3 protein-coding genes are annotated in these 940 nt (G+C 50.0%); 1 reads left to right on the top strand and 2 read right to left on the bottom strand.

Annotated elements, in window-relative coordinates:
• A partial coding sequence (locus tag DBY90_RS12450) for a tyrosine-type recombinase/integrase (RefSeq protein WP_185952214.1) occupies positions 1 to 519 on the bottom strand: 519 nt, incomplete at its 3' end.
• The gene (locus DBY90_RS12445) at positions 516 to 680 is read right to left on the bottom strand and encodes a hypothetical protein (protein ID WP_234405144.1); all 165 of its coding nucleotides are present in this window, start codon (positions 678 to 680) and stop codon (positions 516 to 518) included. The genes DBY90_RS12450 and DBY90_RS12445, both read right to left, overlap by 4 nt.
• Between DBY90_RS12445 and DBY90_RS13730 the strand changes: the two genes are divergently transcribed.
• Positions 632 to 940: hypothetical protein (locus tag DBY90_RS13730; RefSeq protein WP_234405143.1), on the top strand; the 309-nt coding region annotated here is incomplete at its 3' end. The two genes, DBY90_RS12445 and DBY90_RS13730, sit on opposite strands and share 49 nt — an antisense overlap.

The raw sequence follows: 940 nt of genomic DNA, 5'->3' as shown, positions 1-940 counted from the left end.
TTCTGCCAAAAGCTCAAGCGTCCAATCGGCAAGGGGGACGATATGCGGGGCTTTCATCTTCATCTTGGCGGCGGGTATGCTCCATTCTGCCCCATCCAAATCAAATTCCGCCCATTCCGCCGCCCTAAGCTCTCCATTTCTGACAAAGGTCAGCATGATTAGCTGCATGGCTATTTTTGTTTGCTGTTCGGCTTGTTCCAGCATCAACCGGCGGTAAAACTCGGTCAGTTCGGATTGCGGCAATGCGGGCTGATGTTTCTGCTTTGGGGCTTTGATTAAACCTACCAAGGGAACAGCGGGATTGTTTTCTGCCCGCTCCGTCCGTATCGCATAAGTGAAAACAGCCTTGATACGCTGCAATATCCGCCCCGCCGTTTCAAGTGCTCCCCTTGCTGCCACCGCTTCAATCACTTCTTTTACTTGGCTGACTTTGATTTCACTGACAGGCAAACTGCCCAGCGCGGGGAAAACGTCCTTTTCCAAGCTGTCCCATACACGGGCGGCGTGATTGCCTGTCAATCCTGTTTCACGGTGTTTATGCCACTCGGCGGCAATGTTCCGAAAGGTATTACTGACAGCAGCTTGCCGTTCACGCTTTTCTTGTTGCTTGGCTTCACTGGGTCTTGCCCCGATGCAAGCAAGCGGCGGGCGTTTTCGGCGGCTTGGCGGGCTTCTACCAGTGATACGGTCGGATATTTACCGATATAGTAAATGTTTTCTCTTTGCCATCTATGCGGTATTTCAAGCGGAAAACTTTCCCGCCCGCCGGTGTAACTTCAAGATACAGACCGTCTCCGTCAAACAGCTTGTACTTTTTCCCTGTTTCGGCGGGCTTGGCGTTTTTGATTTGTCAGTCGTTCAGCTTCATTTTTACGGTATTTTTTCGAGGTATTTTTCAGATACCGCAAAAGATACCGTAAATTTTAGGTTACTTCAATTA

It is taken from the genome of Neisseria mucosa, assembly GCF_003044445.1.
Classification (GTDB): Bacteria; Pseudomonadota; Gammaproteobacteria; order Burkholderiales; family Neisseriaceae; genus Neisseria; species Neisseria mucosa_A.
The sequence above is the reverse complement of the archived record's forward strand: the minus strand, read 5'-3'. Positions and strand labels throughout refer to the sequence as shown.